The sequence below is a fragment of the Qipengyuania aurantiaca genome (assembly GCF_019711375.1).
GTDB lineage: Bacteria > Pseudomonadota > Alphaproteobacteria > Sphingomonadales > Sphingomonadaceae > Qipengyuania > Qipengyuania aurantiaca.
Genome location: NZ_CP081295.1, coordinates 1,904,856 through 1,928,182 on the forward strand (window position 1 = coordinate 1,904,856; position 23,327 = coordinate 1,928,182).

The 23,327-nt window shown below is 64.8% G+C and carries 25 protein-coding genes; 9 read left to right on the forward strand and 16 right to left on the reverse strand.

Annotation, left to right across the window (positions count from 1 at the left end; genetic code table 11):
• Window positions 1–32: 32 nt before the first annotated feature.
• The 3 genes from K3148_RS09220 to K3148_RS09230 all read left to right on the forward strand — a co-directional run bounded on the left by K3148_RS09220 (window position 33) and on the right by K3148_RS09230 (window position 2,570).
• Entirely contained in the window at window positions 33–599 is a 567-nt protein-coding gene (locus K3148_RS09220) for a peptide deformylase (RefSeq protein WP_221424527.1), read from the forward strand.
• A gap of 138 nt (window positions 600–737) precedes the next feature.
• On the forward strand, window positions 738–2,135 hold the full coding sequence (locus tag K3148_RS09225) for a DNA recombination protein RmuC (RefSeq protein WP_221424528.1): 1,398 nt from the start codon (window positions 738–740) through the stop codon (window positions 2,133–2,135).
• Between the two features lie 129 nt (window positions 2,136–2,264).
• Complete coding sequence (locus K3148_RS09230) at window positions 2,265–2,570, forward strand: PilZ domain-containing protein (protein WP_221424529.1); 306 nt, start codon at window positions 2,265–2,267, stop codon at window positions 2,568–2,570.
• A gap of 42 nt (window positions 2,571–2,612) precedes the next feature.
• Here the strand turns inward: K3148_RS09230 and K3148_RS09235 are convergent, their stop codons facing one another.
• From K3148_RS09235 to K3148_RS09270, 8 genes are all read right to left on the reverse strand, one after another.
• Entirely contained in the window at window positions 2,613–3,080 is a 468-nt protein-coding gene (locus K3148_RS09235) for a hypothetical protein (RefSeq protein ID WP_221424530.1), read from the reverse strand.
• Entirely contained in the window at window positions 3,077–3,904 is an 828-nt protein-coding gene (locus K3148_RS09240) for a TrmH family RNA methyltransferase (protein ID WP_221424531.1), read from the reverse strand. Before K3148_RS09240 ends, K3148_RS09235 begins: the two co-directional genes overlap by 4 nt.
• A 1-nt stretch (window position 3,905) precedes the next feature.
• Window positions 3,906–4,184 (reverse strand): HPr family phosphocarrier protein, encoded by a 279-nt coding sequence (locus K3148_RS09245; RefSeq protein WP_221424532.1) that lies wholly within the window; start codon window positions 4,182–4,184, stop codon window positions 3,906–3,908.
• Window positions 4,181–4,606, reverse strand: coding sequence for a PTS sugar transporter subunit IIA (locus K3148_RS09250; protein ID WP_221424533.1), 426 nt, complete (start codon window positions 4,604–4,606; stop codon window positions 4,181–4,183). The genes K3148_RS09245 and K3148_RS09250 overlap by 4 nt, the downstream gene beginning before the upstream one ends.
• 71 nt (window positions 4,607–4,677) lie before the next feature.
• The gene (gene rapZ, locus K3148_RS09255; protein ID WP_221424534.1) at window positions 4,678–5,574 is read right to left on the reverse strand and encodes an RNase adapter RapZ; all 897 of its coding nucleotides are present in this window, start codon (window positions 5,572–5,574) and stop codon (window positions 4,678–4,680) included.
• A 10-nt stretch (window positions 5,575–5,584) separates the two neighbouring features.
• A complete protein-coding gene (locus tag K3148_RS09260; protein WP_221424535.1) occupies window positions 5,585–6,043 on the reverse strand; it encodes an HPr kinase/phosphorylase in 459 nt (152 codons plus the stop codon).
• Window positions 6,040–7,605: a sensor histidine kinase gene (locus K3148_RS09265; RefSeq protein ID WP_221424536.1), complete on the reverse strand. Its 1,566-nt coding sequence runs from the start codon at window positions 7,603–7,605 to the stop codon at window positions 6,040–6,042. The genes K3148_RS09260 and K3148_RS09265 overlap by 4 nt, the downstream gene beginning before the upstream one ends.
• Window positions 7,598–8,347: a response regulator transcription factor gene (locus K3148_RS09270; protein ID WP_221424537.1), complete on the reverse strand. Its 750-nt coding sequence runs from the start codon at window positions 8,345–8,347 to the stop codon at window positions 7,598–7,600. Before K3148_RS09270 ends, K3148_RS09265 begins: the two co-directional genes overlap by 8 nt.
• A 184-nt stretch (window positions 8,348–8,531) precedes the next feature.
• Here K3148_RS09270 and K3148_RS09275 point away from each other — a divergent pair, with 184 nt between their 5' ends.
• Together K3148_RS09275 and K3148_RS09280 are read left to right on the forward strand one after the other, a co-directional pair.
• On the forward strand, window positions 8,532–10,133 hold the full coding sequence (locus K3148_RS09275; protein ID WP_221424538.1) for a phosphoenolpyruvate carboxykinase: 1,602 nt from the start codon (window positions 8,532–8,534) through the stop codon (window positions 10,131–10,133).
• 142 nt (window positions 10,134–10,275) lie between these two features.
• Window positions 10,276–11,097, forward strand: a complete 822-nt coding sequence (locus K3148_RS09280) for a glutaminyl-peptide cyclotransferase (protein WP_221424539.1) — start codon at window positions 10,276–10,278, stop codon at window positions 11,095–11,097.
• A gap of 7 nt (window positions 11,098–11,104) precedes the next feature.
• Here K3148_RS09280 and K3148_RS09285 read toward each other — a convergent pair whose 3' ends face one another.
• The 5 genes from K3148_RS09285 to K3148_RS09305 all read right to left on the reverse strand — a co-directional run bounded on the left by K3148_RS09285 (window position 11,105) and on the right by K3148_RS09305 (window position 17,528).
• Window positions 11,105–12,667, reverse strand: a complete 1,563-nt coding sequence (locus K3148_RS09285) for a DUF1570 domain-containing protein (protein ID WP_221424540.1) — start codon at window positions 12,665–12,667, stop codon at window positions 11,105–11,107.
• An 83-nt stretch (window positions 12,668–12,750) separates the two neighbouring features.
• On the reverse strand, window positions 12,751–14,382 hold the full coding sequence (locus K3148_RS09290; RefSeq protein ID WP_221424541.1) for an FAD-dependent oxidoreductase: 1,632 nt from the start codon (window positions 14,380–14,382) through the stop codon (window positions 12,751–12,753).
• A gap of 73 nt (window positions 14,383–14,455) precedes the next feature.
• Complete coding sequence (locus K3148_RS09295) at window positions 14,456–15,277, reverse strand: tetratricopeptide repeat protein (RefSeq protein ID WP_221424542.1); 822 nt, start codon at window positions 15,275–15,277, stop codon at window positions 14,456–14,458.
• Window positions 15,274–17,112 carry a DUF885 domain-containing protein gene (locus K3148_RS09300; RefSeq protein WP_221424543.1) on the reverse strand — a complete coding sequence of 613 codons (1,839 nt, stop codon included), beginning with the start codon at window positions 17,110–17,112 and terminating at the stop codon, window positions 15,274–15,276. The genes K3148_RS09295 and K3148_RS09300 overlap by 4 nt, the downstream gene beginning before the upstream one ends.
• Window positions 17,113–17,150: 38 nt before the next feature.
• Window positions 17,151–17,528, reverse strand: coding sequence for a DUF3597 domain-containing protein (locus K3148_RS09305; protein WP_221424544.1), 378 nt, complete (start codon window positions 17,526–17,528; stop codon window positions 17,151–17,153).
• Between the two features lie 125 nt (window positions 17,529–17,653).
• Between K3148_RS09305 and K3148_RS09310 the strand changes: the two genes are divergently transcribed.
• Window positions 17,654–17,863 carry a hypothetical protein gene (locus tag K3148_RS09310; RefSeq protein ID WP_221424545.1) on the forward strand — a complete coding sequence of 70 codons (210 nt, stop codon included), beginning with the start codon at window positions 17,654–17,656 and terminating at the stop codon, window positions 17,861–17,863.
• A 21-nt stretch (window positions 17,864–17,884) separates the two neighbouring features.
• On the opposite strand, the gene K3148_RS09315 is transcribed toward K3148_RS09310, so the two are convergent.
• Together K3148_RS09315 and K3148_RS09320 are read right to left on the reverse strand one after the other, a co-directional pair.
• Window positions 17,885–18,559: an energy transducer TonB gene (locus tag K3148_RS09315; protein WP_221424546.1), complete on the reverse strand. Its 675-nt coding sequence runs from the start codon at window positions 18,557–18,559 to the stop codon at window positions 17,885–17,887.
• 266 nt (window positions 18,560–18,825) lie between these two features.
• Window positions 18,826–19,482: an alpha/beta hydrolase gene (locus K3148_RS09320; RefSeq protein ID WP_040965597.1), complete on the reverse strand. Its 657-nt coding sequence runs from the start codon at window positions 19,480–19,482 to the stop codon at window positions 18,826–18,828.
• A gap of 179 nt (window positions 19,483–19,661) precedes the next feature.
• On the opposite strand from K3148_RS09320, the gene K3148_RS09325 reads away from it, so the two are divergent.
• The 3 genes from K3148_RS09325 to K3148_RS09335 all read left to right on the forward strand — a co-directional run bounded on the left by K3148_RS09325 (window position 19,662) and on the right by K3148_RS09335 (window position 22,258).
• Entirely contained in the window at window positions 19,662–20,687 is a 1,026-nt protein-coding gene (locus tag K3148_RS09325; protein WP_247711538.1) for a cysteine desulfurase family protein, read from the forward strand.
• Window positions 20,688–20,828: 141 nt separating this feature from the next.
• Window positions 20,829–21,935 carry a cysteine desulfurase family protein gene (locus tag K3148_RS09330; protein WP_221424547.1) on the forward strand — a complete coding sequence of 369 codons (1,107 nt, stop codon included), beginning with the start codon at window positions 20,829–20,831 and terminating at the stop codon, window positions 21,933–21,935.
• Window positions 21,932–22,258: a 2Fe-2S iron-sulfur cluster-binding protein gene (locus K3148_RS09335; RefSeq protein WP_221424548.1), complete on the forward strand. Its 327-nt coding sequence runs from the start codon at window positions 21,932–21,934 to the stop codon at window positions 22,256–22,258. Before K3148_RS09330 ends, K3148_RS09335 begins: the two co-directional genes overlap by 4 nt.
• Here K3148_RS09335 and K3148_RS09340 read toward each other — a convergent pair.
• On the reverse strand, window positions 22,255–23,274 hold the full coding sequence (locus K3148_RS09340) for a DUF4349 domain-containing protein (protein ID WP_221424549.1): 1,020 nt from the start codon (window positions 23,272–23,274) through the stop codon (window positions 22,255–22,257). The two genes, K3148_RS09335 and K3148_RS09340, sit on opposite strands and share 4 nt — an antisense overlap.
• Window positions 23,275–23,327: the final 53 nt, after the last annotated feature.

The window sequence follows — 23,327 nt, forward strand, 5'->3', positions numbered from 1 at the left end:
AAAACGCGGGCCCCGCGCCTATCTGACGCTCCATGGCTATCCGTGAAATTCTCGAAGTGCCGGATCCCCGGCTCAAGGTCGTGTCCGAACCCGTGACCGAGTTCGACGACGAACTGCGCACCCTCGTCTCCGATATGTTCGAGACGATGTATGACGCGCCCGGCATCGGCCTCGCCGCGATCCAGGTCGGCGTGCCCAAGCGCGTGCTGGTGATCGACCTCCAGCCCGAAGACGAGGACGCGGAAGGCGAGGTCTGCAACCATGGCGGTCACGAGCACGTCCACTATCCGACGAAGAAAGAACCGCGGGTCTTCGTGAACCCCGAAATCCTCGACCCGGCGGACGAACTGGCGACCTATCAGGAAGGCTGCCTGTCGGTCCCCGACATCTTCGCCGATGTCGACCGCCCGGCCACCTGCCGCGTGCGCTACCAGGATCTGGAAGGCGAGACACACGAGGAAGAGCTCGACGGGCTGATGGCCACCTGCATCCAGCACGAGATGGACCACCTCGAAGGCATTCTCTTCATCGACCACCTCTCGCGCCTCAAGCGCAACATGGCGCTGAAGAAGCTGAAGAAATTGCGCGAGGCGGCTTAGGCTCAGTTGAAGAACCGAAATTCACACAAGGGCGATCGGTCTAGAGCCGCTCGCCCTTTTTCGTGTCTAGGCCAAACTTGGGTGGATTGTTGCGGCAAGGGGCTGGCGTTCCGCATGTGTTCCGCTTAATCTGCGCGGATGGAATTGGCTGTTATCGCAATCGTCGCGCTGGTCGCGGGTCTTGGTCTCGGATGGTTTTTCGGGTCGCGGCCCGTCGCCGAATGGCGTGTCCGTCACGGAGAACGCGAAGCCCAAGCGCGCGCGAGCGAGGACAAGCTCAAGGATATGACGCGGGACCTGGCGACCATGTCGGAACGGGCAGGTCGCGCGGACGAGCTGGAACGCAAGCTTGAGGCCGAGCGTGAGGCGCATGGCTTGCTCAAGGAAAAGGCCGCCGGGTTCGACGAACAGAAACGCCTGCTCGAAGAGAGCCGCGAGAAGCTGCTGAAGGAATTCGAGAACACGGGCGCCAAGGTGCTGGGCGCGGCGCAGGAGAAATTCCTCGCCAGCGCCAGCGAACGGTTCGGCCATTCGGAAAAGGCGAATGAGGAAAAGCTGAAAGCGCTTCTGTCGCCCGTCGGGGAACGACTGGCCAGATACGAAAAGCAGGTTGCCGAGCTGGAGGAAAAACGCACCGACGCCTTTGGTCGCCTCCACCAGCAGATCACCGAGATGCAACGCGGGCAGGAAGAGGTCCGGCGCGAGGCGCAGCGGCTGGGCAACAGCCTGACCAATGCCCCCAAGGCACGCGGACGCTGGGGCGAGCGGGCGCTCCAGAATGTCCTCGAACAATGCGGCCTGTCGGAACACACCGACTTCAACCTCGAACAGTCGATCGAGACCGATGAGGGACGCCTGCGGCCCGACGCCATCGTCAACGTGCCGGGCCAGAAGAAGCTGGTGATCGACGCCAAGGTCTCGCTCAACGCCTATCAGGCGGCCTTCGAAGCCGATGACGACGAGGAACGGCGGCGGCATCTCGACCTCCACGCAAAGTCCATGCGCAACCATGTCCAGACGCTCGGCAGCAAGGGCTACCAGAGCCAGTTCGACGATGCGCCGGATTACGTGGTGATGTTCGTGCCGGGCGAGCACTTCGTTTCCGCCGCGCTCGAACACGATCCCGAATTGTGGGACTTCGCCTTCCGCAACAAGGTGCTGCTGGCGACGCCCACCAATCTCGTCGCCATCGCGCGCACCGTGGCGCAGGTCTGGCGGCAGGACACCATCGCACGCGAAGCGGTGGAAATCGGGAAGGCCGGGGCGGAACTTTACGACCGTCTGGCAGTCGCCGCCGAGCATATGAAGCGCGTGGGCGGCGGGCTCGAAAGCGCGGTCAACAATTACAACAAGTTCGTCGGCAGTTTCGAGCGCAACGTGCTTTCTGCGGGCCGCCGCCTCCACGACAAGGGCATCGAGATCGGCAAGCGCGAGATCGAGGAAATCCCGCTGGTCGAAGCCAATCCGCGCTACAACGCTGAAGATGCAGCGCAAATCGAAGATGGAAGCGCAGAGAAGCGCGAAGCCGCCGAATAGGCCTCCTCCCAAAAGCCCCCTCCAGCTTAGTCATTCTTCAACCAACCTCTCCTATGAACGCCTGAAAGACGCCACAAGCAGACCGGGTCGCGCCGAAATTTATAATTTTGAATGTGCCGGAGCGGGCAAATGGAACTACGCAGGGAAGAGCGCTACTCGATCACCACCAACGGGCGGTACCGCAAGGGCACCGGCGTGCGGTTTGACATCGCCATCCGGAACCTGTCCGAATACGGTTGCAACTTTGCCGACCTGGTGGGGCGTGTCGAAGTGGGAGACGAGATCACCATCCGCATCGGCCAGATAGGCCCGATCGAATCGCAGGTCCGCTGGATCGAAAAACGCCAGGTCGGCGTCCAGTTCGACCAGCCGCTGCACCCTTCTGTCCTCGATCACATCATCGCGGCCGGTGGGCGCAACGAAAAGGCGGCGTAGGCCAGCGCCCGCGTCCGGGACTTGGCGAGCCCCCGCTTGGCCCTACAGGGGAACGGGCGGGGGCTGCAGGCCGATCTCTTCGATACACCAGCGGCGATTGCGGCCGGGAGGCAAGGGGCTGATCCAGGCCGTTCCGTCCAGCAGGTTGGCGTTGGCCGGATCAAGAAGTTGTAACGACACCGTCCACGCGACCGGACTTGGCCTCGCTGGCAAGGGGTCGGCGATGTTGACGCGGAATGCACCGAGACCAGCGACGCGGTCCGAGAAGCCCGCTGCTCCTGACAGCTCGCACCAGAAGGCAGCTGCCTCTTTGCTTCTGCCGCTCTGAAGCGCTTCGAAATAATCTGTGACCACTTCGCGAATCGGGGCGGGATCGACTGCCTCGGCGGCGTTATTCGGCACGACGTGCTCCTCCGGGCCGATCGGAGCCTCGTCTGTAACGGATTGGGGCTGGCACGCAGTCAGGAACAGGATAGCAAGGCCCGCGCTGGAAGTGCGCAGACCACTCATTCCCCGCGGGCCGGGGAATGCTCGAGCCCGGCCAGGACCTCGTATCCCAAGACCGCTGCGGCCACCGCTGCATTCAGACTGTCGGCGTGGCCTTTCATCGGCATGGTCACACGCAGGTCGCAGGCCATTTCATAGTCTTCGGGAAGGCCGCGGCTCTCGTTGCCGACCATGACGAAGCAGGGCGCGGCATAAGGCGCGCCGCGATAGGGCTGGGCGTCGCGCAGGGAGGCGGCGACGAGCTGGCCTTCTCCTTCGCGCAGCCAGCTTTCGAATTCGCCCCAATCGGCCTGCGCTATGTGTTGCGTGAACACCGCGCCCATGCTGGCGCGCACGGCTTCGACGCTGAAGGGATCGGCGCAGTCGTCGATCAGGATCAGCCCGCCCGCGCCGATGGCGTCGCCCGTGCGCAGCATGGTGCCGAGGTTGCCCGGATCACGCAGCGCCTGCGCCACCAGCCAGATGTCCGCGTGGCTGCGGTCGAGCGCACCCAGCGAGGTATCGAACTCGGCGAAGACGCCGGCAACGGCCTGCGGATTGTCCTTGCCGGTTATCTTCGCGAGGATGTCGGGCGTGGTCTCGATCACTTCGCCGCCGCTGGCCTCGACCGCCTCTTCCAGGGCCGAAAGCAGCGGGTGCGGATCGCGCCGGTCGGCCAGCACGAGCGTTTCGGGCACATGGCCGCATTCGCGCGCATCGGTGAGCAGGCGCAGGCCCTCGGCGAGGAACTTCTTCTCGCGCTTGCGGTGCTTCTTCTCGCGCAGCGCCCGCAGCGCCTTGACGGTGGGGTTGGAAAAGCCGGTGATGACACGGCGGTATTCGGCCATGTCAGGGCTCCCCGAAACCGTCCTCGACCATGGCGGAGAGGTCGGCGAGCACGGCGTCGGCTCCGGCACCTTCGACGATGATCTCGATCGTATCGCCCTTGGCCGCGCCCAGCATCATCAGGCCGAGGATGGAGCCGCCCGCGGCCTCGTTTTCGCCCTTGGCGACGCGCACCTTGCACCCCTCGGGCACCTCGGCCACCGCGCCGACGAACTTGGCGCTCGCCCGCGCGTGAAGACCGCGCTGGTTGACCACCAGCACTTGTTTCCTTGCCTCGCTCAACTTGCCTTCCGCGCGCTGTCGAGATCCTGGCCGAGGAATTCGCTGGCCACGGTGATGTAATTGCGCCCGGCGGTCTGCGCGGCGTTCACCGCGTCGACCACGTTCATGCTCTTGCGCGCGCCGGCAAGGCGGATGAGCATGGGCAGGTTGATCCCCGCAATCACTTCCACCCGGCCCGTGTCGAGCAACGAGATGGCGAGGTTGGAGGGCGTGCCGCCGAACAGGTCGGTCAGGATGATGGCGCCGTCGCCCGTGTCGACCGCTTGGATAGCGTCGGCGATATCCTTGCGCCGCTGCTCCATATCGTCGTTTGGGCCGATGCAGATGGTGGCCACGCCGTCCTGCTTGCCGACCACATGCTCCATCGCATCGATGAAGTGTTCGGCGAGCTTGCCGTGGGTAACGAGGATCATTCCGATCATGCGTAAAATAGCGTCCGTTTGCGAATTACCGAAGGTGTCAGGCTCGTTATCTCGATCATCGCCCGGTGGGGTCAGCTGCGCTCGATCGGGTCGGCGGGCCGGTCTCCCAGATTGCGGTGAATGACCGTGGGCGAAAATCCCGCCTTGCGCAAGACCTCGGCGGCGGCCTCTGCACTGTAGACCGAGCGGTGTCTCCCGCCGGTACAGCCGAAGGCGATGTTGAGATAGCTGCGATCCTGCGCGGCGTAGCGCGGCAGCAATTCGAGCAAGGTCTCGGAAATGCGGGCAAAAGCCGGCGCAAAGGACGGGTCCGCCTCGATATGCGCAGCGACGGGGGCATCGAGCCCGGTCAGCTCGCGCAGCTCCGGCACCCAGTGCGGATTATCGATGAAACGCATATCGAAGAGCAGGTCGGCCAGCGGCGGCATCCCGCGCGAAAAGCCGAAGCTCGACACGGTGACCGTCATCGGGCGCGCTTCCTCGCTGGCGAACTGTTCGCGCACCACCTGCTGGAGCTGGTTGCCGCCGAAGGTGCTGGTGTCGATCAGGACCTGCGCCCAGCTGCGCAGCGGTTCGAGCAGCTCGCGTTCGGCCTTGATGCCGCCTGCCACAGGCCGTTCGCGCGCCATGGGATGGGGGCGGCGGGTCTCGTTGTAGCGGCGTTCGAGTTCGGCGGCCGAGCAGTCGATGAAAAGCGTCGACAGCTCGACATCCTCGCGCGCGGCCAGCGCCTCGGCCTGCGCGATGACCTCGGCGGGGACGAAGCCGCGGGTGCGCGAATCGAAACCGATGGCGACGGGGCCATGGGTGTCGCTTCCCGTCTCCACGAGACTGGGGAGCAGCCGGAGCGGGAAATTGTCGATCGCTTCCCAGCCCATGTCTTCGAGCACCTGCAGCGCGGTCGACTTGCCCGCGCCCGACATGCCGGTGACGAGCAGGATGCGATGCCGCGTGCCGGGGGCGCTCACTGGCGCAGCCTCACTGGGCCGCCTCTTCACCCCTGTCGCCCATCTCGGGCACGACGAGGCCGTGCTTGCCCAGCGCGAATTCGGCGCGCAGCGCCTGCGTCGCGTCGCCGGGACGGAACAGCAGCACGGGAATGCCGGTCTGGGCGAGCTTGGTGGTCGCCAGCTCCATCGGATAGCGCGGCGCGAGCGTGGTCAGCTGTAGCACCAGCGCAATCGGCGCTTCGCAGGTCGGCAGCTCGACGAGGCCGACATTGCGCACCTCCAGCAGGCCGCGCGTGGTCTTGGGCGGGCAGGCGAGCGGGTAGCCGTCGACATCCTCGATGATGAGGCCGTCGTCGCCGATCAGCGTGGCGCCGCGATCGATCAGCGCCAGCGCGAGCGAGCTCTTGCCGCTGCCCGCTTCGCCCGCAATCAAGAGGCCGCGCCCGTCGATGGCGACGGCGGTGACGTTGGGTAGCCGTGTCTTCATCGGGCCGCCGGCAGATCGAGCACGAAACACGCGCCGCTGCCCCCGTCTCTGCGGCGTTCGACGTGAAGAGTGCCCTCATGCGCTTCGGCGATGGTGCGTCCGATCGCGAGGCCGAGGCCGGAGTGGTTGCCGAAATCCTCGCCTTCGGGGCGGTCTGAATGGAAACGGTGGAACACTTTCTCTCGCTTTTCCTCCGGGATACCCGGCCCTTCGTCGCATACGGTGAGGACGACACGCCCTTCGCGCCGGACGAGCCGCGCGTCAATAGCACCGCCCTCGGGCGAGAAGGAGACGGCGTTGTCGAGCAGGTTCTCGATCACGCGCTCGAGCCGCATGCCGACACCGGCGACGCAGTGGTTCGCCTCGTCGACTTCGACAGTGAGTTTGCGGTCCCTGTTCTCCCCGCGCGCCTCGCGGCTGGCGACAGTGTTGCGGAGCAGTTCTTCCATGTCGACGCGTTCGAATTCGGTCCGCGACATTTCCGCATCGATCCGGCTGGCGTCGGAGATTTCGGTGACGAGTCGGTCGATCCGGCGCACGTCGTGGGTGGCGATGTCGAGCAATTGCGCGCGCAATTCGGGATCGTCGACCTTGCCGAGCGATTCGGTGGCGCTTCGCAGGCTCGCGAGCGGGTTCTTGATCTCGTGCGCGACATCGGCGGCAAAGCTTTCGACCGCGTCGATACGGTGGCGCAGCGCCCCGGTCATGTCGGAAATGGCGCGCGCGAGCATGCCGATCTCGTCGCGCCGGTCGGGCAGGCGCGGCACTTCGACCTGCCGGTCACGCCCCTGCCGCACGCGGACCGCGGCCTGCACCAGCTCGCGCAAGGGTCGCACGATGGTCTGGGCGAGGAAGAAACTTAGCAGTGTCGACACGAGGAGGAAGAGGAGGACGACGAGCGCTACATTGGTCCGCGCCTCGCGCACGCTCTGGGTGATGTCCGCCGGGTTGCGGGTGATCATCAGCGTGTCGCCGTCGAGACCGACCGGTGCGGCGGCGTTGATGACATGGGTGCCGTCGGGCGCGTCGCGCAGGACGATCTGGGTCAGGCTTTCCTCGCGCGCGCGGACCAGTTCGGGCCAGGCGGCGGCTTCGTCCAGTTCCGGCTCGCGGTAATCCGGGAGGGCAGGCGCGCCGACCACACGGTCGAACCAGCGGTCCATGCGATAGGCGAAATCCGCGCGGTCGACTTCGGACGCTTCCGGTAGGTCGAAACTCGGCGGCGCGAGCTGGAAGCTGTCCGATTCCAGATTGCCCTCCGGTCCGTAGACCCGGATGCGCAGCCGCTGTTCCTTGCCGATCTGGATCAGCAGCGCGTCCTGGCGCTGCGGTGTCGCCCCGGCGAGCGCTTCGGCTGTGATCTGCGCTTCGACCAGAGCCAGCTTGAACCGCTCGTCCAGCAGCTGCTTGCGATAGCTGTCGAGATAAAGGACGCCGCCGCCCAGCAGCACCAGCGGCAGGACGTTGACGAAGAGGATGCGGCTGGTGAGCGACAGGCGCCGCGACCAGCGCAGTTTCTCGAGCCGCGGATCGCCCCGAAGGACGTTGCCCTTCTCAGCCATCGCTATAGCTGTAGCCTGCGCCATAGAGCGTCTCGATGGCCGAGAATTCGCCGTCCACGCTGCGGAACTTGCGCCGCATACGCTTGATGTGGCTGTCCACCGTGCGATCGTCGACGAAGACATCGTCCGGGTATGCCGCATCCATCAGCTGGTTGCGGCTCTTGATGACGCCCGGATGCTGCGCAAGCGCTTCGAGCAACAGGAACTCGGTCACGGTGAGCGAGACCGGCTTGCCGTCCCAGGTCACATGGTGGCGGGCCGGGTCCATCCGCAGGCGGCCACGTTCGATCACTTCGGGTGCAAGCTCGCCCGGCTCGATCGGCATCGGGCGACGCGCGTCGCTGCGGCGCAGGATCGCGCGGATGCGGGCGAGCAGCAGGCGCAGGCTGAACGGCTTGGCGATGTAATCGTCGGCGCCCATCTGGAAGCCGGCTTCCTCGTCCTGCTCGTCATCCTTGCTGGTGAGGAAGATGACCGGCAGCGGGGAATGTTCGCGCAGGCGGCGCAGCAGCTCCATCCCGTCCATCTTGGGCATCTTGATATCGAAGATGGCGAGGTCGGGCGGGTTGCCGAGCAGGGCGGACAGCGCCTGTTCGCCGTCCGAATAGACGCGGGTGGCGAAGCCTTCGGCCTGCAGCGCGATCGAGACCGTGGTGAGGATATTGCGATCGTCGTCGACCAGCGCGATTACCGTGCGATCGTCGTCCTGCGGCGTAGCGCCCTGTCCGGCTTCAGTCTCCATATTCCAGCCGGTTAACGCAGTTCTGCGGGCAAGACAACGCGAACCCTCGCAGGCGCGGGGAATTGTGCCGCAGCGGATTTGACCTTGCGGGGTCGCGGGACTATTGGCGGAGGCGACGGGTGCGCATTCGTATGCGCGCATGATTCTCGACTGACAAATTGTCTCTTTGACGCTGGAGATTTCAGTGACCACCGCACTTTCCCACTCGCTTGCCGCGCAGGGCATCGAGACCGCTGCCACGATCCATCCGAACCTCACCTCGGAAGAACTGACCGCCGCCGCGCTGGAGCGCGGCGAGGGGCGCCGCGCGAAGGACGGTCCGCTGGTGGTCGAAACCGGCAAGCACACCGGTCGCAGCGCGAAGGACAAGTTCATCGTCCGCAACGCCGAAACCGAAGACACGGTGTGGTGGGACAATAACGCCTCGATGACGCCGGAACATTTCGCCGCGCTCAAGGGAGATTTCATGGCCGCCGTGGCCGACAAGTCGGACCTCTTCGTGGCCGATCTTTTCGGCGGTTCGCAGCCCGAATATCGCGTGAAAGTGCGCGTGATCAACGAGCTCGCCTGGCACAACCAGTTCATCCGCACTCTGCTCGTGCGTCCGACGGCGGAAGAGCTTGATGGCTTCACGCCCGAATACACCATCATCGACCTGCCGACCTTCCAGGCCGACCCGGCGCGCCACGGTACGCGCAGCGAAACGGTGATCGCGGTCAATCTCGAAGAAAAGCTGATCCTCATCGGCGGCACCAAATACGCCGGCGAGATGAAGAAGAGCGTTTTCGGCATCCTCAACTACCTGCTGCCGCCCAAGGGCGTGATGCCGATGCACTGCTCGGCCAACATCGGCCCCGACGGCAAGAGCGCGGTGTTCTTCGGCCTGTCGGGCACCGGCAAGACCACGCTTTCGGCCGACGCCAGCCGCACGCTGATCGGCGATGACGAGCATGGCTGGTCGGACACGGCGGTCTTCAATTTCGAAGGCGGCTGCTACGCCAAGATGATCCGCCTCGACCCCGAGAGCGAGCCGGAAATCTACGCCACCACCAAGATGGCAGGCACTGTCCTCGAAAACGTGGTGATGGACGAGAACGGCGAGATCGACCTCGACGACAACAGCCTCGCGGAGAACACCCGCGGCGCTTATCCGCTGTCCTCGATCCCCAACACCAGCGCCGACAACCTCGGCCCGCCGCCGTCGAACGTCATCATGCTGACGGCCGATGCCTTCGGCGTGCTGCCTCCGATCGCGCGGCTGACGCCCGACCAGGCGATGTATCACTTCCTGTCGGGCTACACCGCCAAGGTCGCCGGCACCGAAATCGGCGTTACCGAGCCGACCGCGACCTTCAGCACCTGTTTCGGCGCCCCCTTCATGCCGCGCCACCCGAGCGTTTACGGCAACCTTTTGAAGAAGCGCATTGCCGAAGGCGGGGCCCAAGGAAACGTGACCTGCTGGCTGGTCAACACCGGCTGGACCGGCGGCAAGTACGGCGTCGGCAGCCGCATGCCGATCAAGGCCACCCGCGCGCTGCTCAACGCCGCGCTCGACGGCAGCTTGAACGACGCGGAATTCCGCAAGGACCCGAATTTCGGCTTCGAAGTGCCGGTGTCGGTTCCGGGCGTCGACAGCACCATCCTCGATCCGCGCGCGACGTGGGACGACAAGGACGAATACGACCGCACCGCACACAAGCTGGTGCAGCTGTTCGTGGACAATTTCGAACCCTTCGCCGCTCATGTCGACCAGGGCGTACGCGACGCCGCCCCCGCAGCCGCCTGATGAGATAGCCTGCAAGCGCAGGCGCACAGTTGGAGAGGAGGCCCCCGGCCGCGCCAAGGAGAGAGGGCGCGGACCGGGGGCTTTAAATTTGCTCGCTCCCCCTTCATGCTGCGGAAAGCCCACATGGTTGATTAGGACCGCCATGAACTTCCGCTCGTTCTTCCTGCCGTTTGCCGCCCTGTCGCTTGCCGTTCCTTCGGCGGCGCAGGCACCGGCCGAGCCGGTTGCCGTCGAGGAGGCCTACGCCGGCCCTACCGTCTATGTGGCGGATGTCGTGGCATCTTATCCGCACGATGCGAGCGCGTTTACGCAAGGTCTCTTGTGGCACGACGGCGCGCTTTACGAGAGCACGGGGCGCGAGGGGCAGTCGGTAGTCCGCAAAGTCGAACTTGAGACCGGCAAGGTGCTGGCACAAAGCGCCATCCCGCTCGACCAGTTCGGCGAGGGGCTGGCCCTGTGGGAAGACGAGTTCGTCAGCCTGACCTGGCGCGACGGGGCGATCCATCGCTGGAACACCGAGACGCTGGAACCGGTGTCGTCACGCGAAGACTATCCGCTCGAGGGATGGGGCTTGACCACTGCGCCCGAGGGGCTCGTCCATTCCGACGGAAGCGACACGCTACGGGTGCTGGATCCCGAGACCTATGAGGTACGTCGCGAAATCACCGTTACCATGATGGGCAAGCCCTTGCGGCGCCTCAACGAACTCGAATGGGTTGATGGGCTGGTCTACGCCAATGTCTGGAAAGCGCCATACATCGTCGCGATCGATCCTGCGGACGGGGTGGTGAAGAAGCTTATCTGGCTGAAGCCTCTGGTAGACACGACGCCGGTGGCCGATGGCGAGAGCGTGCTCAACGGGATCGCGTGGGACGCGGACAATGGCCGCCTGTTCGTCACCGGCAAGCTGTGGCCGTCGCTTTACGAGATCAGGCTGGTCGAAACCGACGGTCGGGTAAACTAGGCCCCGCTTATTCCTCCGCAGCGGTCACGGCGTTGCCGACCGCTTTTGCGGTATCGCGCGGTATCCACACGGTCCCTTCCTCCTCACGCTCCAGCTGCGCGATGTAGCGCCGCGCGGTGTCGGGCAATTCTCCGCCATGCGGGTCGCTGGCCAAGGGCGTCAGAGCGTCGATGGCGCGACCTATCTTGCCCTCGCCCGCCAGCATCAGGCCCGCATTCATCGCCAGAGCCTGATCGAACGGAGCGAGTTCGGCTGCGCGTTCGAGCGCGCGGCGCGCCGTCTCGTTGGGCTCGCGTCCCTGTTCGAGGAAGCTGCGATAGTAATAGATCAGCGGGAGCGGATGGTCGTTCTCGATCCGGTTGAGCGCGCCGAAGGTGCCCATGGCTTCGCGATAGGCAAGGTCCTTGTCCGCTTCGTCCGCTTCGGCCGCCAGCGCGAACTGCGCATAACCCTTCTGGACATAGGCGTTGGGCCGTGCCGGATCGAGGGCAATTGCGCGGGTCGCCACCTCAATGGCGGCCTGGTAATTGCCCGCGTCGTGCTCGGCCTCGGCCAGCGCGACGAGCACACCGGCATCGTCTGGATAGCGCTCGGCGATCTTGCGTGCTTTTTCGACCAGCTCCAACGCCTCTTCACGCGTGACGCCGCGCTGGGAGACCATGCGCACGTCCATCATCTTCGCCTCGCCCTCAGGTAATTCCCGCAAGACAACGCTGGCCGTGGGCGGCAGATTGTCGGCGGCAAGTGGAAGATAGAGCATCCGCCGCTGGCGCATATAATCCTCTAGCTCGTCATCGAGGACATCGAGGTCGCCGAAGACCTCGCGTCCGGCTTCGAGCGAGCCCTTTCCGGCAGCAACGGCCTGCCAGTATTCGTTGAGCTGGCCCTGCCGTTCATCGCTGAACCACAGCATATGAAACAGCGCCCAGCTGGTTCCGTAAAAGGAGCCGCGGTTGGTGCCGCCGCTATCGCGCGAATAGGCGCTGTCGAGCAGATCTTCGGCCGGGACGGCGCCGTCATAGCTTATCTCGGTCGCACGGTGATGGGCGGGGCGCCCAGTTTTCATCCCTCCGTCCTTTTCGAAACTGGAAGAGGAAAAGAACTCCGCTGCGCCCTCGCTCAGCCAGCGGGGCATGGCGAAACGCGAGCTCGAAATAAGAAAATGGTGGGCGTATTCGTGGAGCAGGACGACCGTCGAAAAGCTGGGATAGCCGCTCTTCATCTTGATATCCTGGACGAAGGCACGTGAGGCACCGGCACGCGGCTGGTAGAAGCCCGCGACGTTGCGGTTACCGCGGCTCAGCCGCCGAAGATCCCCGCGATCGCCCACCACGAAGATCGTGACCCGGTTCGAAGGGCTAGGCATTTCGGTCTCGCGCCCGGTCAAAACCACCATGGCAGAATGGAACCGTTCAAGATTCTCCGCGAATTCCTTGATGTCCTTCTCGCTGTCGTCGGCGTAGATGACGAAATGTTCGCTGGAGGCTTCGTACCAGTCGGCCTTCAGCGGCGCGGCTGCAAAGAGACCGAGCGATCCCGCCAGAAAAACAGTGCCTCTTATGCGTCCCATGACCGACCTCCCGCTGAACAATTCACGTATAGCCTAGCATTACGGGAAGGAAATTGAAGAAAAGGTTGAGCGAATTTCTTGGCTCAGACCTCGCTGGCGGGCGCGGCCAGCTTGTCCACGAAATCCCAGATCCGGCTGACCACCACCGAGCCTTCGCCCACCGCGCTCGCCACGCGTTTGACCGATCCGGCGCGCACGTCGCCCACGGCGAAGATGCCGTCGGCGCTGGTTTCGAAAGGGGTCGGGCGGCCGACTTCGGCGCCGGTCTTCACGAAGCCCTTCTCGTCCGTCTCGGCCATTCCGGCGAGCCATTCTGTATTGGGCGCGGCTCCGATCATGATGAAGAGCGCGCGGGTTTCGACACGCTTTTCGCCCTCGGGTCCGCGGAATGTTACCGCCTCGAGATGGTCCTCGCCATGCAGTTCGGTGACCTCGGTGTCGTAATGGATGGTGATCGCAGGGTCGGCTTCGAGCCGCTGGGTGAGGTAGCTCGACATGCTGGACGCGAGGCTGTCTCCGCGCACCACCAGGTGCACATGGGCGGCGCTGCGGCTGAGATACATGGCGGCCTGGCCTGCCGAATTGCCGCCGCCGATGACGACGGCCTCGGTGCCGTGGCAGAAGCGCGCTTCCATGTCGGTGGCCGCGTAGAAAATGCCTGCGCCTTCCATCTCCTCCAGCCCGTCCAGCGGCAGGCGGCGGTACTGCACGCCGGTCGCGACGAGGATCGCTTTGGCGCAAACCTCGTCGCCATCGTCGAGCGTGACGCAAAAACTGCCGTCCGCGCGTTTGGCGAGGCCGTGGACGCGGCGCGGCATGGCGAAGCGCGTGCCGAATTTCATCGCCTGGATCTGTCCGCGATAGACTAGGTCGGCCCCGCTGATGCCGGTGGGGAAGCCCATGTAGTTCTCGATCCGGCTGCTGGTGCCCGCCTGCCCGCCAATCGCCGTGTCCTCTATCGTCAGCGCGCACAGGCCCTCGCTTCCCGCATAGACGGAGGCCGCCACCCCTGCCGGCCCGCCGCCCACGATGAGGAGATCGTAAAGCGTCTCGCGGCAGACATCGAGATCAAGCCCGAGGAACTGGGCAACCTTGCGCGGGCTCGGGGCCTCCATCACGCGGTCCTTGCCGAGGATGACCGAGGGCCTGTGATCGGTCAGATTGCAGACCGCCAGCGTTTCGTCGTCGCGGCCGTCCATGTCGAGGCTCTGGAAGGGTATGCGGTTGCGGCTCAGGAACTGCTCGACCTTCTGGACCTTCGGATCGCGGTCGGCACCGATGAGTTTCACATTGCTGTTCTTGAGTTCGAACTGGCGTCGCCGACGGGCGGAGAACACCCGTATGACATGGTCGGACAATTCGGGCACCCGCGCCATCAGGTCGAGCATTGCGACGCGCGGAACTTCGAGAGTTCGCGTCCGCTTGGCAGCGCGCATCGGCAGGAGATAGGTGCCGGCGTTGAGAAAGGATATCTCGCCCATGAACTGGGTGGGGCCGAGCGAGCTTTCGAGCAGGCGGGCCTCCGAATAGGGGTCTTTCACCTCGATTTCGCCTTCGAGAACGTAGACAAAACGGTTCATGGTCTCGCCCACTTCGGCGACCATTTCGCCAGCCTCGTACTCGCATTCGCTTCCGATCTCGCGCAGCATGGCCACATGCGCGTCGGCCAGCGGCACGCGCGGCATGGTCTCGAGATTCTCTCCAAGCGTTTCCATCGTAATCCCCTTGGTGCCGCCTCAAGATAGGGACGGGTTAAGGGCAAAAAAGGTCCGGACGGCTCGTGAGGGCCTACCTCTTCTCCCGCTCATATTGCTTTGCGACCAGCGCCTTCATGGCGTCGGTCTCGCAAAAAGGATCGATGGGATCCTTCCCCTTGTCCATGGCGCGCTTGCACTCGAACGCGGCTGCGTTTTCGGGGATGAGCCGGGGCGGGTGCGACGTGGTTTCACCATCGCGGGTCACATCGGCCAGGAGCGCGATACGCTCGCGCAGATAGGTCCAGTCCTTGTCGCTGTCCGGAAGGGAGGCAAGCGGGATGGTATCCAGCACGGCGAGCGCTTCCTCGAACCGGCCCAACTCGCGATAGGCGTTGGCGAGGAGAAAGCGCAGATAGACCGATTCCCGGTCCTTGAGGTCGAGCGGCAAGGCTTCGACGCGTGTCGCGAATTTGGCGAGATAGCGGCCGCGGGTTTCCGGTTCGCGGTCGCTCTCCCAGATGGCGCGCATGAGCAGCCAGGGCGGCGTCTCTTTGCCGAGCAGGCGATCCTCCAGCCATTGCGCGCGGTAATAGGGTGTTTCATCCAGCTCGCGGTATTCGCTACGCTCGATCAGTTCTTCCAGCTGCTCGATTTCGGCCTCGTCGAACTTGCGGTACATCAAGAGGCCGTTGCCGGGGCATTCGGGAATGGCGAGCGGGAAGGACCAGCTGCCATAGGGCTTGCCGTCGGGGCGGCGGCCCCAGACCGAATAGCTGCCCGTGGTCTTGTGCTTGAATGTCTCGCCGCCGACCGCGCAGGTCATCTCCTTCGTGTAGGGAAAGCTGGCGGATGCGGGCGAGGCGGCTGCCAGAGCGATGCCGCCGGCAAGGCCCGCCAGGGCGAGCCGGATCACCCCCTTGCTCCTTCGATATAGCGCGTCACATTGGCCTCCATCACATTCATCGGTGCGTTCCCGCCGAGCACGACGGCGTCGTTGAAGGCCTTGAAGTCATAGGCGCTCCCCAACGCGGCTTGGGCGCGGTCGCGCTGCGCGACGATGCGGCTGTGGCCGAGCTTGTAGCCGGTCGCCTGTCCCGGCCAGCTGCAATAGCGGTCGACCTCGCCCGCCACTTCCTCGGGCTTGGAGCCGTTGCGCTCGACGAAGAACTGGCGCGCCTGTTCGCGGCTCCAGCCCTTGGCGTGAAGCCCTGTGTCGACGACCATGCGGCAGGCGCGGAAGGCGAGGGACTGGAGATAGCCGAGGCGGCCGACCTTGAACTCGTCGTAAGCACCCAGCTCGTCGGCAATCTGCTCACCATAGAGCGCCCAGCCTTCGCTGAAGGGGTTGAAGGCGAGGATCGAGCGGATGAGCGGGAGGCGGTTGGAATATTCGCCTTCCCAGACGTGGCCGGGGATCGTCTCGTGATAGGTGAGGTCGGCGAGGTCGTATTTGCGGTGGAGGTCGGTGGTGCGCAGGTTGATCCAGAAGCGGCCCGGGATGGTGCCGTCCTTGCTGCCCGCTCCGCCATAGGCACCCGGTGCGCCCGCTTCCTCGGCCACCGGGATGCGGGTGACTTCGAGGTTCGGGTCGACCAGCGTGTTGAAGGCGCGCGGCATCTGCCCTTTGATCCAGTCGATCCGCTCGTTGATGAAAGCGAAGATTTCCTCGCGGCCCTTGTCGCCTTCGGAGAATTTGTAGCGCGGGTCGTCGCCCAGGACCTGCATCCGGTCCCCCACCGATCCTTCGGTATAGCCGATTTCGCGCAGGATCGGATCCATGCGCGCGTGCAGGGCTTCGAGCTCTTCCAGCCCCTGCCGGTGCACCTCGTCGGGCGAAAGCGTGGTGGTGGTGCTGGAGCGCAGCGCCCAGGCGTAGAACTCGTCGCCCTGCGGACGCGCGGAGATGCCCGGCGCGGAGGTGGCGACGGCGCGCTCGGCCTGCAATTCCTGCAGCTGGGCGAACAATGCCTGCGCGATAGGGCCGGTTTCCAGCGCCAGCGCCGTATCGGCGCGCGTTTCGGGCAGGCCGGCCTCGGCCAGCTTGGCGCGAAGGTCGCCGGCGAAAAGTTCGCCCTTGCCCGCGCTTTCGATGGTTTGCTCCATCTGGCGGATCGCCTTGTCGAGCAGGAAGTCGGGCGGCACGACGCCCATGGCGCGCGCGGCGCGAATACGTTCGAGTTCGCCGCCGAGGACCTTGGGCACTTCTTGCAGCCGTTCGACATAGGCGTCAGCGTCGCTGGCGTCTTTCACCATGTGCGTCGACTGCATGAAGCGCGGCAGGCCGATATAGGCGCCGACGTTCTGGATCACGACATAGGGCGCGGTGCGCCAATTGCCGACCGGCACGTCGCCATAAGGCAGCGCAAATCCGTCGAGCGCGAGTTCATAGGCGCTTTCGACCACTTCGAGATTTGTAACATTGGTGCTGTCCAGCCCTTCGCGCGGGAAGGCGCGGACGCGGGCGAGGTCGCTCTTCAGCGTCGCGGCATAGGCGTCCTGCCCTTCTGGCGAGGCGTCGCCAAGCTGGGCGCGCAGGTAGGCGTATTGCCCGGAGTCGACGCCGAGGCCCGTGGCGCGGCCCGGCTCATGCTTGAGCAGGTTGTAGGCGACGTCCTCCAGCAGCGCCTCGGCCGTCTGGGCTGAGGTCCCACGCGGAACGCTGGCGCATCCGCCAAGGGTGAGGGCAGTCGTCGCGCCAAGTCCGGCGAGGACCTGGCGGCGGGTGGCTTCAAAGGTGCGTGTGGTCATGCGGGAAGTCTGTGCGCCCCCCGCATAACCCTGTCAAATCAATCGAGGAATTCGGCCGGCACCTTGCCGCCATTGGCCGACAGTTCGCGCATTGTGCGCTTGTGCAGCCATATGTTGTCTTCCGCGCTGCCTTCGTAGTTCTCGCGGCCCAGCTCCTGCGCCAGCGCCTTGCGGTTCTCGTAGGAGGAATCGACTCCGATCAGCTTCATCAAATCGACGATCGAGGTGCGCCAGTTGAGGCGGTCCGCGCCGGGCATGGAATCGAGGCTGTTCTCGACATCGACGACCGGGGTTGCGCGGCTCTGGGTGACTGGAGCATCGGCCCAGGCGTTGCCGGTCTTGGTGTCTGCCGGGACTTCGTTGGCCTTGGCTTCCTTGCCGAAAATCGCTTCCTTGATCTTGGTGAAAATTCCCATGGGTCACTCCCCTTCAAATGCGGTGCGGCGAAGGTGCCGCCTTCTCGCACTACCAACGGCAGGATCGCGCGCGCGTTCCTGCGCGAAGGATTCCCAAAGCGGGAAGCGGAGGCTATTGGGGGCGCATGCTCGACACCGTCCTTTCGATTACCGTCCTTGCCGCCATCGCGCTGTTCTTCGGCGCTTTCCTGCTGTGGCGGCGCACCGGCAATACCAAGAACGCCATGCTCATGGTCATCCTTGCGCTGGTGGCGCTGGTGAATGTGGCGATCTGGACAGTGCCTGCTGCCGACGGCGAAGCCCCGCTCGACAAGGTCGAACGGGGCTCGCGCTAGGCAGGTCTGGCCCGCAGGAGGCTATTCGGGCAGCTGCCAGCGCACCGAGGACGAGAAACTTCCCGCGACCGGTTCGCCATTAGGCCCACGCGCCGGTTCGAACCGTGCACGGCGTTGGATGAGCTTGCAGGTCGCCTCGTCGAGTTCGGAATGGCCGGTTGTGCTCGTGATCCGGCAGCCGGTGACCTTGCCCGAGGCGGCAATATCGAGCCGAAAGCCCGCCACGCCGGTGTATTCTCGCCGCACCCAGCTGGAACGATAGTCACTGTTCGTGAGCCAGGCGCCCGGATCGTTGCGCGGCTTGGCCGAGACCGGATCGAAGGTAGGCGTGGGCGCGGGCGGCGCGGGCTCGATCTTCGGCATGATCTTGGGCTGCGGCGGTCGCGGCGGCGGGAGGAGATCGGTCACGTCGATCTTCGGGGACGGCACCTCGAACTGGATGCGGGTCGGCGGGACATAGGGCGGAGGCGTGCTCGGCACCTGTTCGCTTACTTCGGGCTGTACCTCGGGTTCCTCCGGTTCCGGCGGCGGATCGAGCGGATAGTCGATCGGGTCCATGGGGCCGGTTTCAATCGGCGGCGCCATCTGCGTGACGCTCAATCCGGCGATGACGAGCGCCCCGATCGCGGACTGGACGATGATCGAACTGGCCAGGCCGGCTGGCGAAGGTCCGTTGTGCTGGTCGACATATGACATGGTCGTATCCTCTTCCTTGCGTCTCCCACTGATAGCAATGTTACAACATATCAATCAGAATGCAAGGCGCCTGTCCGAAATGACGTTTGAACAGGCCACGCGCACCAAAAAAGGGCCCGAAAAACGAACCCCTTAAAGAAGTCTATTGCAAAAACGGTCCGCGACTAGCGGACCGCAAGGCCGACCGGCCGCCCGCAGGTGCTCGACGCGGCACGCGTCGAAATAGCACCGAGGACGCTCGCGCGGAGGCGCGAGCGAAAATCCAATTACGTAATCGGGCAGGCCGGATCGAGGCGGAAGTCGAGATAGTTGTCGACCGACTTCATCAGCTCTTCCTGCTCGTTCTCGAAGAAGTGGTTCGCGCGCGGGATTTCCTCGTGATGCACGGTGATATGCTTCTGGGTGCGCAGCTTTTCGACGAGCTTGGTGACCGCGTTGGGCTGGACCACCGTGTCCTGCGCGCCGTGGATGAAGATACCGCTCGCCGGGCAAGGCGCGAGGAAGGAGAAGTCATACATGCTGGCCGGGGCGCCGATGCTGATCCAGCCGCGGATTTCCGGACGGCGCATCAGCAGCTGCATACCGATAAGCGAGCCGAAGCTCACGCCGGCAATCCAGGTGACGCTCGCATCGGGATGGACCTGCTGCACCCAGTCGAGCGCGCTCGCAGCGTCGGACAATTCGCCGATGCCATTGTCGAAGCTGCCCTGGCTGCGGCCCACGCCGCGAAAGTTGAAGCGCAGGGTGGCGAAGCCGCGGTTCACGAAGGTCTTGTAGAGACGCTGCGTGATCTGTTCGTTCATGGTGCCGCCGCCCTGCGGGTGCGGGTGCAGGATCATCGCCACGGGCGCGCGCGGACGCGGTCCGGGAGAGAAACGGCCTTCGAGACGGCCTTCGGGGCCGGGAAAGATGACGGTCGGCATGGGGAGGTGTACCCTGGCAGAAATGTGAGGTGCGCGGCCTGTTAGGGCTTCACGCGAAGTTGCGCGCTATATAGGGATTTGTCTCCAGTTCGCAATTATTTCGAGCACGTCCCGTCCCGACACGAATTTATCTCGATCACGCCGCCACCACGCCGCTCCGCCCGGAAGCGCGCGCCGCGATGGAGGAGGGCTTTTCGCTCTGGGCCAATCCCAGCAGTCCGCACGCCGAAGGCCGCAAGGCGCGCGCGGCGCTGGAGGATGCGCGCGAGCGGGTGAAACGCGCCCTCGGCTGGGAAGGCGAGGTGATCTTGACCTCCGGCGCGAGTGAGGCGGCTGCGCTGGCTTTTGGCGAATCCCAAGCAATGTACGAAGCGGTCAGCAAGGTCGAACATGACGCGCTTTGGTCCGAAGTAGAATATCGCGGAGCGAGCGCGATTGAAGTTGCGATTGATGGCTCGATAGACTTCACCAGCATTGAAAAGGCTGTGGTTGCAGCAGAGCCATATATCGATTTTCCCTACACGGTGGCGGTTGGTGCGCAGCACATCAATTCGGAAACTGGCAATCGTCAGGACATCGGTTCGATCGCTTCGCTTGTTCACGGCAACGACGGGTTGTTAGTCGTCGATTGCAGTCAATCCGCGGGAAAGTTTGCGATCCCAAAGCTCGCCGATATGGCCATCGTTTCGGCGCACAAATTCGGCGGTCCCATTGGGGTCGGCGCTTTGCTTGTTCGCGATTTTTCCATCCTTCATCCGCGCGGCGGGCAGGAGCGCGGCTATCGACGCGGGACCGAGAACCTGCCCGGCGTGCTCGGCATGGCGGCGGCGCTGGAGGCTTGCGGCGAACCCTATGTCGACCCGGGCATCCTAGAACCGCTTGACCAGCTCGCTCAGGAATGCCGCGACCTTGGCGGCACATGGCTGCCCGACCGCCTCTCCGACCCAACGCCCTATATCCGCGCCATCGCCATGCCGAAGATGAGCGGCAGCGCGCAGGTGATGCGCTTCGACATGGCGGGCATCTCGGTTTCGCAGGGCAGCGCCTGTTCCTCCGGCACGATGAAGACCAGCCACGTATTGCAGGCGATGCAAGTCGAACCCGATGTGGCCGACCGTACCATCCGCGCCAGCTTCGGCTGGAACACTACGCGCGAAGAGGTGGAACGCTTCTGCGAGGTATGGCTTGAACTGGCGAAACAGTAGTGTCCGTTCGTGCTGAGCCTGTCGAAGCACCGTCCTTCCTTTTGACTAGCGTGGCACCCGAAGTAAGTACGGCCGTAGGGCGTTTGCCCACCTACGGTTCCGACAAGCTCAGGGCGAACGGATAAGGGCGTTTGCGCACCGATGATCTACCTCGACTACCAGGCCACCACCCCGCTCGCCCCCGAAGCGCGCGACGCCATGCTGCGCTGGCTCGACGGCCCGGGCGGCACCGGCTTCGGCAATCCGCATTCCCCGCACAAGATGGGGCGGCAGGCCAAGGCGGCGGTCGAATTCGCGCGCGAGCAGGTCGCGGCGCTGTTCCCGGCAGGCGGCAAGGTCATCTTCACCTCCGGCGCGACCGAGGCGATCAACCTCGCCATCCGGGGCACCGCTCCGAAAGGCAAGGAGGCCGGCACGGTGTCCGTCTCCGCCATCGAACACGCCGCCGTGCTCGATACGGCGAAGGACGCAGGGGCCTGCCATGTGCTCAACGTCGCCAAGAACGGACAGTGCAACACAAAGCAGAGCCTGCCGCAGGATACGCGCCTCGTCTGCCTGATGCAGGTCAATAACGAGATCGGCACAATCCAGCCGACCGTCGAATGGCACCGCAAGGCGAAGGAGAACAACGCGCTCTATTTTTGCGACGCGGTGCAGGCCTATGGCAAGATCGAGGTGACCGGCGCCGACATGATCGCGATCAGCGCGCACAAGTTCCACGGGCCCAAGGGTATCGGCGCGCTGTGGGTGCGCGACGGGGTCGACTTGCACGAGGTGCAGACCGGCGGCGGGCAGGAACATGGCCTGCGCTCGGGCACGCTCAGCCCTGCGCTGATCGCCGGAATGGGCGCGGCGGCGGCCGAGGCGAAGGACCGGATGGAGCAGGACGGCGAACACGTGCAGAAGCTCTGGAAGCGGGCGACCGAAGTCTTCGAGCATTGGGAACTCAACGGCAGCGCGGAGGCGCGCTATCACGGCAATCTCAACATCCGCCCGCGCGGTCCCAACGGCGGGGGGCTCGACGTGAACCGCCTGATGAGCGATTGCCGCAATGTGATGTTCTCGGCAGGCTCGGCCTGCGCCAGCGGATCTGGCCGCACCAGCCATGTTCTGGAAGCGATCGGCCTGCCCAAAAAACTCGCCAAGTGTTCGATCCGCCTGGGCTTCGGGCGCTACACCACGCTCGAGGAGATCGAGGAAGCGGGCAAGGCGATCAACGAGGCGGCCAAGGCGCAAGGCTCGCTATGAAAGTCTCATTCCTCACCTCCGAAGGCGACCGCGTGGATGCGCAAGGCGAGCCGGGCGACAGCCTGCTGCGCGTGGCACAGGCGGCGGGAATGCCGCTGGAGGGAACCTGCGAGGGCCAGATGGCGTGTTCGACGTGCCATGTCGTGGTCGACAAGGAGTGGTTCGGACAGCTGCCGCAAGCCAGCGAGGAAGAGGAAGACATGCTCGACCTCGCCGCCGGAGTGCGTCGCACCAGCCGCCTTTCCTGTCAGATCGTGCTCACGGAAGAACTCGACGGATTGACGGTGAGCATCCCCGCCGAGAGCCACGACATGAGCCGTTAGTCCGACTTCGGTTCCTCCGGTCGCGTCCAGCCATCGTCGCCGATGCCGGTGGAGAAGCCGAGCCGCTTGAACAGTCGGATAGCTCCCCAGACCAGCAGACCGATGGGCAGGACCACGGTGACGAGCAGCATCAGCAGCGCAATGAGATTGCCGAAGATCGCGGCGAGGCTGCCCCAGGCGCCGCGGATCGGGTCGAGGAAGCCGCCTTCGGTCGGCGTGCCCGCCTCGTATTCCAGCGTCATGGTCGTGTAAGCAACGCGGCCGCGCATTTCGGTGAGCCAGCTGCGCGCCTGGTCGATCTCCTCGTTGACCTGCGCCACGCCGCGTTCAGCCTCGACCAGTTCGGCGACCGTGCCCTTGCGGTTGCGGAGCACCTCCATCAGCCGGTCGCGCAGCACGGTGCGGGCGCGCAGGCGGGCTTCGGTGTCGACGATGCGCTTGGACAGGTCCTCACCCTGGATCGAGGAGGAGACAAGCTCGCCCTTCATGCCCTCGGAAGTCGCGGTGAGCGCCTTGCCGAAAGTCCGCGCCTCGCCGCTGGCGATGGCGATCTGCAGGCTGCCATAGGCGTAGTCGCCCTCGCTCTCGCCCGAGTTCATCGAAACGATGCGGCACACTTGCGGCCCCTTCGCCTCGCACATGTCGGCGTGCTTTTCCTGCATCGGGCGGATCAGCTCGGGCGCGACGCGAAAGCCATAGGCAAAGGTGTAGGCGACCTGCGGCATGCCGACGGGGAGCGGGGCGCTGGCGGATGGGAGGATGGGATCGCCGGGCGACGATGCGCTTCGGGGCGGGGCGGGCGGCGGCGGCGGCGGAACGGCAGCGGCGCGGGGCGCTGGCGGGCTCGAAGAAAAAACCCCTTCTTCGCGCGCCTCGTAGAACCCGAAATCCGCCTGGGGCGCTTCAGCCGCGTCGACCGTGGTCACACGCTCGGTGACCGAGTGCTCTTCGCCTTGGCCGCATGACGCCAGCGCAAGGGCCGAAAAGCCCGCCAGCAAGAGGGAACGTTTCTGCATCGAATCTCTCCTCACCATAATTGCGCCACAATGTGGCCACAATTTTGCCTCAA